The organism is Neisseria sp. HMSC065D04 (assembly GCF_001815675.1).
Taxonomy (GTDB): Bacteria; Pseudomonadota; Gammaproteobacteria; order Burkholderiales; family Neisseriaceae; genus Neisseria.
Window position 1 is genome coordinate 1 of sequence record NZ_KV821540.1, and the last position, 10528, is coordinate 10528.

At 54.0% G+C, this 10528-nt stretch carries 7 protein-coding genes; 5 read left to right on the forward strand and 2 right to left on the reverse strand.

Going from position 1 to position 10528, the window contains the following annotated elements; translation table 11 throughout:
• Positions 1–93: 93 nt before the first annotated feature.
• Entirely contained in the window at positions 94–1617 is a 1524-nt protein-coding gene (locus HMPREF3050_RS10245) for a fumarate hydratase (RefSeq protein ID WP_003740750.1), read from the reverse strand.
• A gap of 822 nt (positions 1618–2439) precedes the next feature.
• Here HMPREF3050_RS10245 and HMPREF3050_RS10250 point away from each other — a divergent pair.
• The 4 genes from HMPREF3050_RS10250 to HMPREF3050_RS10265 all read left to right on the forward strand — a co-directional run bounded on the left by HMPREF3050_RS10250 (position 2440) and on the right by HMPREF3050_RS10265 (position 7858).
• Positions 2440–3078, forward strand: coding sequence for a 2Fe-2S iron-sulfur cluster-binding protein (locus HMPREF3050_RS10250; RefSeq protein ID WP_003777402.1), 639 nt, complete (start codon positions 2440–2442; stop codon positions 3076–3078).
• A complete protein-coding gene (locus HMPREF3050_RS10255; RefSeq protein ID WP_003777401.1) occupies positions 3078–4706 on the forward strand; it encodes an FAD-binding protein in 1629 nt (542 codons plus the stop codon). The genes HMPREF3050_RS10250 and HMPREF3050_RS10255 overlap by 1 nt, the downstream gene beginning before the upstream one ends.
• Positions 4703–5956 carry a complex I 51 kDa subunit family protein gene (locus HMPREF3050_RS10260; RefSeq protein WP_045075738.1) on the forward strand — a complete coding sequence of 418 codons (1254 nt, stop codon included), beginning with the start codon at positions 4703–4705 and terminating at the stop codon, positions 5954–5956. The genes HMPREF3050_RS10255 and HMPREF3050_RS10260 overlap by 4 nt, the downstream gene beginning before the upstream one ends.
• 450 nt (positions 5957–6406) lie before the next feature.
• Positions 6407–7858 (forward strand): DASS family sodium-coupled anion symporter, encoded by a 1452-nt coding sequence (locus HMPREF3050_RS10265; RefSeq protein ID WP_070774708.1) that lies wholly within the window; start codon positions 6407–6409, stop codon positions 7856–7858.
• Between the two features lie 100 nt (positions 7859–7958).
• On the opposite strand, the gene HMPREF3050_RS10270 is transcribed toward HMPREF3050_RS10265, so the two are convergent.
• On the reverse strand, positions 7959–8840 hold the full coding sequence (locus HMPREF3050_RS10270; protein ID WP_070774710.1) for a prephenate dehydrogenase: 882 nt from the start codon (positions 8838–8840) through the stop codon (positions 7959–7961).
• A gap of 385 nt (positions 8841–9225) precedes the next feature.
• Between HMPREF3050_RS10270 and rfaQ the strand changes: the two genes are divergently transcribed.
• On the forward strand, positions 9226–10332 hold the full coding sequence (gene rfaQ, locus HMPREF3050_RS10275; protein WP_070774712.1) for a putative lipopolysaccharide heptosyltransferase III: 1107 nt from the start codon (positions 9226–9228) through the stop codon (positions 10330–10332).
• The last annotated feature ends 196 nt before the right edge of the window (positions 10333–10528 follow it).

Below are 10528 nucleotides of genomic sequence, written 5' to 3' on the forward strand. Positions count from 1 at the left end.
TATGGAAAGTTGCACTTCAAATGCGAATACGCCGTCGTCTGAAAACCTTATTCCGAGTTTTCAGACGACCTTTTTCAACCTGGCATCAAGGCATTAGGACTCGACGGGGATGATGCCGATTTTTGCCTGCCATTTGCGCGGGGCGGTGGCGTGGATGGATTCGCCTTTGCTGTCCACGGCGACGGTTACAGGCATGTCTTTGACTTCAAACTCGTAAACTGCTTCCATGCCCAATTCGGGGAACGCCAAGACTTTGGAGGATTTGATGGCTTTTGCCACGAGGTATGCCGCGCCGCCGACTGCCATGAGGTACACGGCTTTGTTGTCTGCGATGGCTTCGCAGGTGGCTGCACCGCGCTCGGATTTGCCGATCATGCCCAAGAGGCCGGTTTGTTCGAGCATTTGGCGGGTGAATTTGTCCATGCGGGTGGCGGTGGTCGGGCCTGCCGGACCGACTACTTCGTCGCCGACCGGATCGACGGGGCCGACGTAGTAAATCAGGCGGTTGGTGAAATCGACGGGCAACTCTTCGCCTTTGTCGAGCATATCGACGAGGCGTTTATGCGCGGCATCGCGGCCGGTGAGGATTTTACCGTTCAGCAGCAATACGTCGCCGGTTTTCCAACTGGCAACTTCTTCTTTGGTCAGTTTATCGACATCGATACGTTTGCCGTTGTCGGGGCTGTAAGTCAAATCGGGCCAGTCTTCAACGCGTGGCGGGGTCAGTTCGACCGGGCCTGAGCCGTCCAATTCGAATTCGACGTGGCGGGTGGCGGCGCAGTTCGGAATCATGGCAATCGGTTTGGAAGCGGCATGGGTCGGGTAATCGAGGATTTTGACGTCCAATACGGTGGTCAGTCCGCCCAAACCTTGTGCGCCGATGCCCAATGCGTTGACTTTTTCAAAGAGTTCGAGGCGCAGGGCTTCGGTGGTGGACAATTCCGCACCGGACGCGGCTTTTTCCTGCAACTCTTGTATGTCGATGTGGCTCATCAGGGATTCTTTTGCCATCAGCACGGCTTTTTCGGGCGTACCGCCGATACCGATGCCCAAGATGCCGGGAGGACACCAGCCCGCGCCCATGGTCGGGATGGTTTTCAATACCCAATCGACGATGTTGTCGGAAGGATTGAGCATGGCGAGTTTGGATTTGTTTTCAGAGCCGCCGCCTTTTGCTGCGCAGGTTACTTCGACTTTGTCGCCCGGTACGATGCTCATGTGGATGACGGCGGGAGTGTTGTCTTTGGTGTTTTGGCGTTTGCCGGCAGGATCGGCGAGGACGGAAGCGCGCAGGGTGTTGCCTTCCCAAGTGTAGGCGCGGCGCACGCCTTCGTTAACCATCTCTTCCACGCTCATGTCCGCATCCCATTGGACGTTCATGCCGACTTTGAGGAAGACGGTTGCGATACCGGTGTCTTGACAGATGGGACGGTTGTTTTCGGCACACATGCGGCTGTTGACCAAAATCTGCGTCATCGCGTCTTTGGCGGCGGGATTTTCTTCCTTCTGCCACGCCTTATAGAGCGCGTCGATGTAGTCTTTCGGATGGTAATAGCTGATGAATTGGAAGGCATCGCAGATACTTTGGATAAAGTCTTCTTGCTTGATGACGGTCATGATTGTGTTCCTTTTCATATGGTAGGGAGGGTTTGTTAGCTTTTTTATAGAGGCCGTTTTTCAGACGACCTTAATCGGTGTAATAGTGCTGTCAATCGATATGAGGCGACAATATGATTTTTATAATTTATTGATTTTCATAAAACTTAATAACCTATCATTTCACTCGGATGATGATAACGGATATTGTCGGCAATATTTACCGGTAGAAATAAAACTACAATTAATCTGTCCACTCAAATTTCAAAGGGTCGTCTGAAAAGGCTGGATTCACCGCCGCAATGAATCTTACTAATAACATGAATTTAAAAAGAAACAATTATTTTTCAGACGACCTGTCTTTCTTTTTTCAACCATACACAAATGTAAAAGCCGTGTCATTCTACCCACGATGATTTTTGATGGAAGTCAAACTTAGCCGTTTTTATGAAATTTTATAACACTATTTGCATTTGCTTACACTTCGCAAATTTATCCAATAAATACATAGATATATGCTTTTATATCAAACACTTAATAATGATATTTACTCGTATTTCAAAATGGTTTTTAGCATTTATTTCTTTATCGTAAGTTTATTTTATCTTACAAAATAACAAGATGGCACAAAGGTCGTCTGAAAACCGCTGTTTTTTGTTCACAATCCGCCCACCCTGCCTTTACGACTCCGCCATCATCAAAAAACCCAAATTCTGATACACTAATAAAAGACAGTCAGACGTTGATTTATAAGACGTTTCCTGAAAAATATCCGCATTTTAAAAATTTGTAATAAAAATACACACATCCGATTTCCCCTATCCCATTCCACAGGACACTACCATGAGTGAAAACTTGTTAACCCTGACCATAGACGGCCACGAGGTCAAAGCCTCCGCCGACTCGTCAATCATTCAGGCCTATGCCCGTTCCGGCAGCGCGATTACCGCCAACGTCGGCTGCATGGGGCAAGGCGTGTGCGGCTCCTGCCGCTGCATGATTCGCAAGGAAGGCGAGCGCGAGGTAACGACTGCGTTGGCGTGTGAAACCAAAGTCGAAGAAGGGATGCAGGTCAGCTTCTTGGACTACTTTATCCCCGAGCATATCCAATATTACGACGTGAGCGAGGTCGGCGACGGCTGGAACTGGCTGGACGACACCGCCAAAGCCTTCCCCGAAGCACAACACTGCCGTCATTGCGGCGGCTGTAACCGCGCCTGCCCCAAAGGTTTGGAAGTGGAAAACGGCGTGGCGCAGGTGGTATCGGGCGATTTCGGTGCGGCTGCGCTGACCTTCGACCAATGCGTGATGTGCAACCTCTGTACCCTTTCCTGCCCCGAGCATATCCGTCCGAACCACTTGGGCCTGTTCGCCCGCCGTATGAAAGCGGCGCGCACGCTGCGTCCGGTGGATTTGATGCGCCGCCTGCGCGAAATCGACAGCGGCAAAATGAAAGTCGAATTTGAAGAGGAGGCAATGTGATGGCGAACGAAATCCAAGGCATAGACTACGAAACCGCCCTTGCCAACCTGCGCGCTTCCTCATTGGAACTGCGCGGCGACTTGCCGGAAAAAAACGAATTGTTGAGCCAGTTTCACCCCGACTATCAGGCAAATGCGCGCGTCAAACTGCCCATCGGCCCGAACACGGGCGATTACTGCCATCCTGATTTGGCGAAACTGCTGATCAGCCATCCCCTGATTGACGACTATGATTTGTCGGGAGCGGAACATTTGAACACCGACGTACTGGTTATCGGCGGCGGCGGTGCGGGCGCGGCAGCGGCGTTATCCGCGACCGAAGCAGGCGCGCGCGTGATTATGGCGAACAAGCTGCGTATCGGCGACAGCAATACCGTGATGGCCGAAGGCGGCATTCAGGCGGCGGTTGGCGCAGAAGACAGCTTGCAGCAGCACTTTGACGACACCATTAAAGGCGGTCACAACGCAGGCAAAAAAGAATTGGTGGCGCAAATGGTTACTGACGCGCCGTCCGCCATCCGCTGGCTGATCGGCTTGGGCATGACTTTCGACCTTGCCAAAGGCGCGGACAGCAACGGCATGTTGAGCCGCAAACGTGCAGGCGGTACGACCGTGCCGCGCATCCTGAGCTACCGCGACTTTACCGGCCTCGAAATGATGCGCGTACTGCGCGAGGCGGTCGAACTCGACGAAAACATCACCCAGCTCAACCGCCACCCCGCCATCGAATTATTGTCGGACGAACACGGCCGCTGCGTCGGCGCGATTTTGTACGATTTGGAAAAACGCTCTTTGGTATTGGTTCACGCCAAAGCCGTGGTCTTGGCAACCGGCGGCAGCGGACGGCTGCATTTGCAGGGTTTCGCCACTTCCAACCACTACGGCGCAACCGCCGACGGTCTGGTGATGGCATACCGCATCGGCGCGAAACTGCGCGACATCGATTCCTTCCAATACCATCCGACCGGCGTCGCCCATCCGCCGCACTTGGCAGGCGCGCTGATTTCCGAAGCCGTGCGCTCCGCAGGCACCAAACTGGTCAACGGTTTGGGCGAGCGTTTCGTTGACGAATTGCAGCCGCGCGACGTCGTTGCCGCCGCCATTTTGCGCGAGTGCCGCGAAGGCCGCGGCGTGGTACGCGACGGACAGGTCGGCGTGTTCCTCGATACCCCGCGCCTGATTGAAAACGACCCCGACGTGTTGAACCGTTTGGTTACGCTCGGTCACGTCGCCCATAAATGCGGCATCGACCCCGCTGTTGAGCCTGTAATGATCCATCCGACCCTGCACTACCAAAACGGCGGCGTCGAAATCAACGGCGACGGCGCGACCTGTGTGGAAGGCCTCTATTGCGCCGGCGAAGTAACCGGCGGCATCCACGGCCGCAACCGCCTGATGGGCAACGCGCTTTTGGACATCATCAGCTTCGGCCGCCGCGCGGGTAAAGCCGCCGCCGGTTGCGGCCTGCCGCTAAAGAAAGTGCGCGGCGGTGTCGGACACGTCCACGATCTGCAACGCGAAATGACCCGCGCCGGACTGACCAGCGACATCAAAGCCCCCGTTTTATATCCCGACTACGGCAAATTCGATTTGCGCGAACACGCTGGTTTGCAGGAGCAACAATCATGAACCAAGCCAATCAAAACTTACTGCACCCGTCCCGCCAAGTCGGCGCGGATTTGGCCGCGTGGCGCAAAGTCGGCGGCGGCGAAGGCCTGCTGGCGGCGCTTGCCGATCCTCAAAGCATCGTTTCCAAGCTGCAAGACGCCAACCTCTGCGGCATGGGCGGCGCAGGTTTCCCGACCTGGCGCAAATGGGAGGCGGCCGTTGCCGCACAAAGCAAACACGGCGACAAATACGTCGTCTGTAATGCCAACGAAGACGAACCGGGTACGTTCAAAGACCGCGTGTTGCTGGCAAAAACACCGCACCAAGTCATTGAAGGCGTCCTGATTGCCGCCGTCGCCTGCCGCGCCAACAAAGCGATTATGTATGTCAATCCGCACCAGACCGAATCCATCGCTTCCATCGTGCCCGCCATCGAGCAATGGAAAAAAAGCGATTTGTTCATCCGCATCGAAAACTATCTGGGCAAACCTTTAGACCTGAAATTGGTCGAAACTTCAGGCCGCTACATCGGCGGCGAAGAAACCGCCGTGATTTCATGGTTGGAAGGCGGTTTCCCGTTCCCGCGCCGCAAGCCGCCGTTCCCCGCCGAAAGCGGCGTAGAAGGCGAACCGACCCTTATCAACAACACCGAAACCTTCGCCAACATCCCGCAAATCCTTGCCAAAGGCGCGGAATGGTACAAATCGCTGGGTTTGGGCGATGCCGCAGGCACGAAACTCTACTCGCTTTCCGGCGACGTATTGAATCCGGGTTTGTACGAACTGCCGATGGGTACGACCCTGCAATCGCTGATTTTCGACCACGGCGGCGGTATGCTCGAAGGGCGCACGTTTAAAGCCGTCTTTACCGGCGGCCCGTCAAACACGCTTCTGACCGCGAAAGATTTGGACGTGCCTTTGGACTTCGTGTCCGTGCGCGAACGCAAATCTAGCCTCGGCACGGGCGCGATGATTGTGATTTCCGAAGGCACCAGCGTCGTGCGTAAAGTGGCTGAGTATGTGGAATTTTTTGCCTCCAACTCATGCGGACAATGCCCGCCGTGCAAAGGCGGCACGTTCCAACTTTCACGCCTGCTCAACCGCGTGGATACCGGCATCGGCACTTCAGACGACCTTCGCGCCCTGCAAAGCCTGTGCCAACTGCTGCCCCGAAGCGGCCGCTGCGGCCTGATTGACGGCGCGGTTACCGTGTTGCAAAGCTCGCTGCGCACCTTCCCCGAAGAGTACGGCCTGCCGGCGGAGCAGGATTAATCTGATACGGGGTTTCAGACGACCTTTTCTATTATGGGAGGTCGTCTGAAAAATACCTGTAGGATGGGACATGAACCAACATGATGATTAGGGTTTAAGTATTTGTTGGGTTCCACAACCGAACCTACTGAATCTGAGGTTTTGCCCTCTCCCTAACCCTCTCCCACGGGGAGAGGGGACAGCTTGCAGAAAGTCCGATAATGGTTGATTTTCAGCATCATCATCCCCTCTCCCCGTGGGAGAGGGTTAGGGAGAGGGCAAAACGCAATAACCTTAAGAAAACGTCGTCTGAAAAAGATGGCAACACAAACACGCATTACCCAAACCACCAAAAGAAAAACATAAAAAACAACTGCTGCCAAATACGTTTCAGACAACCTCTCCCCACCAAAACGGACACACGTCGTCTGAAATCCGATTTCCCCAATACCTCAAACTAGGAAACTCAACATGGGTTTCAAGCCAATTCCTGCTGCGGTTGCGCTCGCGCTGACGCTGATTATCTGGTTCGTCATACCCGTGCCGCAGGGCGTATCGCCTGACGCATGGCACCTTTTGGCGTTGTTCGTCGGTATTATCGCCGGCATCATCGGCAAAGCCATGCCCATCGGCGCAATGGCGATTTTGGGCATTACCTTGGTCGCGCTGACCGGCGTGACCAACGAAAAAGCCGCCGACGCAACTAAAGACGCACTGAGCAGCCTCAACAACTCGTTAATCTGGATGATCGGTATCGCCATCATCATCTCGCGCGGTTTGTTGAAAACCGGCTTGGGGATGCGCATCGGCCATCTCTTGATTTCCCTTTTCGGCAAACGCACGCTGGGCGTAGGTTACAGCTTGGCTTTGGCTGACTTGGTCATCGGCCCGGTCACACCAAGCAACACCGCGCGCGGCGGTGCGATTGTGCACCCGATTATGCGTTCCATCGCCCTGAGTTTCGATTCCGACCCCGAAAAAGGCACGGAAGGCAAAATCGGTAAATACCTCGCGCTGGTCAACTACCACGCCAACATCATCACCTGCTGTATCTTCATTACCGCGACCGCGCCCAACCCGCTGGTCGTCGAATTGGTTGCCAAAGCCACCAATTCGGAAATCCACCTCTCTTGGGGCACATGGTTCGCCGCTATGGTCGTACCCGGTCTGATCGCCATGTTCCTGATGCCGCTGGTGCTGTATTTCCTGTATCCGCCCGAAATCAAACAAACGCCTAACGCGACCGCCCTTGCCAAAGAAAAACTGAAAGAAATGGGCGCGATGAAGCGCGATGAAAAAATCATGCTCGGCATTTTCGTGATTCTGCTGCTTCTGTGGGCAGGCGTTCCCGAAATGCTGTTCGGCGTGAAAGTCGATGCCACCGCCACCACCTTCCTCGGCCTCTCCCTGTGTCTCTTGACCGGCGTACTGACTTGGGACGACGCGCTGAAAGAAAAAGGCGCGTGGGACACCATCGTCTGGTTTGCCGCCTTGGTCATGATGGCGAACTTCCTCAACAAATTGGGACTGATTGCATGGCTGTCCGAATCCCTGCAGGGCGGCATCTCCCATCTCGGCTTGGGCTGGGAAGCCGGCTGCGCCCTTCTGGTACTCGCCTACCTCTACGCCCACTACGTTTTCGCCAGCGGCACGGCACACGTTACCGCCATGTTCGGCGCGTTCTACGGTGCAGGCCTCGCCTTGGACGCACCGCCGATGCTGTTCGCCCTGATTATGGCGTCCGCCACCGGCATCATGATGTCGCTGACCCACTACGCTTCAGGTTCGTCCCCCGTCATCTACGGCTCAAACTATGTCAGCATGACCGAATGGTGGAAAGCCGGCTTCATCATGAGCGTGGTCGAAATCCTGATTTTCGGCACCATCGGCATTATCTGGTGGAAAGTGCTGGGCTACTGGTAAACCCTGCCTGAAATCAACAAAAGGTCGTCTGAAAATAGGTTTTCAGACGACCTTTTTGTTTTTGGAATAGCGATTGCACAGGAAAGCCGGATATTCCCCGCTATTGACTGCCCAACCATTCGTCGCGCGTTTGTTTGGCCTCTTCGAAATAACGGTATAGTGCGTCGCGGTTTTCTTGTTCGAGGATGCGCTCCAGCTCGGAAAGCTGGTCGTGCAGTCCGGCAATCAGCTTAATCAGGCTGTTTTTATTGTCCAGGCAGATGTCCGTCCAAATCGCGGGATGGCTGGAGGCGATGCGGGTAAAGTCTCGGAAACCGCTGGCGGCAAATTTCAAATATTCCTGTCCGTCCGGATGGTCGGCGATTTGGTGGACATAGGCAAAAGCGGTCAAATGCGGCATATGGGAAACGGCGGCGAACACGGCATCGTGTTCTTCCGCGCTCATTTCAAACGTCTGCGCGCCAACCGCCTGCCACAGGCTTTTTATCAAAGCAATGCCTTCGGGATGCTCTTGTCCGTGTGTGGTGATAATCAGTTTTTTATCTTGATATAGCCCGAATTGTGCCGCCAACGCGCCGCTGCGGTCGGAGCCTGCGATGGGGTGCGCGGCGATACAGTGTGAAATCCGCTCAGGCAGATATTGGCGGAAAGCGGCGATGGCTGTCCGCTTGGTGCTGCCCACATCGGACACATAAGCCTTGGGCGCAAGCAGCGGCGCAATGGCTTGGCAGATGGTCGGCAGCGTGGAAACCGGCGTGGCAATCAACACCAAATCGGCATGACCTATGCTTTCGGCGTTGATTTCCGTAAACGCTTTATCAATCACCCGACGCTCAAGCGCACGGTCGAGATTGTCGCGGTTGAGATCAATACCGGTCACCGTTTGCACCCGTCCCAATCGTTTAAGGTCCAGAACGAAAGAGCCGCCTATCAGTCCGACGCCGATAAGGGTGATGTGTTGGAGCGGGGCGTTTGATGTCATGGTGGATGTGTAAGGCGGTAGAGGAAGGAAAGGTCGTCTGAAAACGTGCCGAAGACTATGATTTGCTTCCAAACCTGTAAAAGCTTCTTGGAACACCAATCCTGCCTGCGGCTTGGGCTATTATAGTGAATCGGTCTCGTTCCAGCCACAACCGTATCGACCAGCCAATCAGCCCGCAGCCATTTTCAGAATGGAACAATCTTCTGCAATATCAAAATATTTTGCATACACCGCCCATCCCAAACCATATTTTGTAAGAAAATCAAAGCAAACCGGTTGCGCTCATTCACCCTCGAAACCGTTTGTACAGAAACAGTTTTCCAAACCTCGCGTTCCGTTTTACAATTGAGAGCCATTCTTGAACCAGGTCGTCTGAAAGTACCGTATGTCACTTGCACAACCCAAACGTATCCTCGTCATCAAACTGCGCCATCATGGTGACGTATTGCTCAGTACACCGGTCGTCGATGCGATCAAACAACATTTCCCCGAGTGTGAAGTCGATATGCTGGTTTATCAGGAAACCGCCGACATCATCCGCGACAATCCCCAAATCTCTCAAATTTTCACCATTGACCGCCAATGGAAAAAGCAAGGTTTGGGCAAACAGTTCAAACACGAAAAAGACCTTTTCCGCCAACTGAAAGCGCGTCAATACGATTGGGCGTTCAACCTCTCCGACCAATGGCGTGCCGCCATCATTGCCAAATTCTGCTCAAAATGCAGCGTCGGCTTCAACTGCATCAAACGCGACAACGCCGCATGGCGCTGGTGTCACGACTTTCTCAACCCCGATATGGGCACGACCAAACATATCGTCGAAACCCATCTGGGCATACTGCCGCCGCTTATCCGTCCGGAAGATCTTTCAAACGCCAAAGTCCGCATGAGCATCGCCCCTGATGTCCGCAACAGTATGGAACAAAAATTGCGCGAACAAGGCTGGCAAGGCGAAGACTACGTCTTACTGCATCCGGGCGCGCGTTGGCTGTTCAAATGCTGGGAAGACGGCAAAAACGCCGCACTCGTCCAGCTTCTGTTGAACCACGGACACAACGTCGTCCTGGCCGCCTCCCCCAGTCCCGTCGAACACGACATGATCGAAGCCATCTTAGGTCGTCTGAAAATACCGGAAGGCGGCAAAGTATGGGTATTGTCCGGCTGCCTAACTTTGCGCGAACTTGCGGCGGCAATAGACCGCGCCAAACTGTTTATCGGCGTCGATTCCGTTCCCATGCACATCGCCGCCGCGCTCGACAAACCGCAAATCGCCCTATTCGGCGCGACTTGGCTGGGCATATGGCATCCTTATTCACTCAATGCCGAAGTGATATGGGCGGGCGATTATACCGACCTCCCCCACCCCGACAGCATCAATACAAACAATCCCGAACGTCTCCTGAAAGCCATTCCTCTGGAAGAAGTATGGAACCGCGTTTCCGCCAAACTCGAAAAAATTGACCAAACGGGAACACACGCAGCAACAGAATAATCCCTGCTTCGGTAGCAATAAACGGTTGTCTATAAATAAGGTAGAGGTCTTTGCAAAATTAACTCCAACAGAATTTCACCCTATTCCTACATCTCAAGAGAACACCTAAGATTTATCCAAACATCCTGAAACCTTAACGGACGTGAACGCGCTATTTGGTGAGGACGTAGTCGGCATAGTGCGCCGGCAAGGCAGT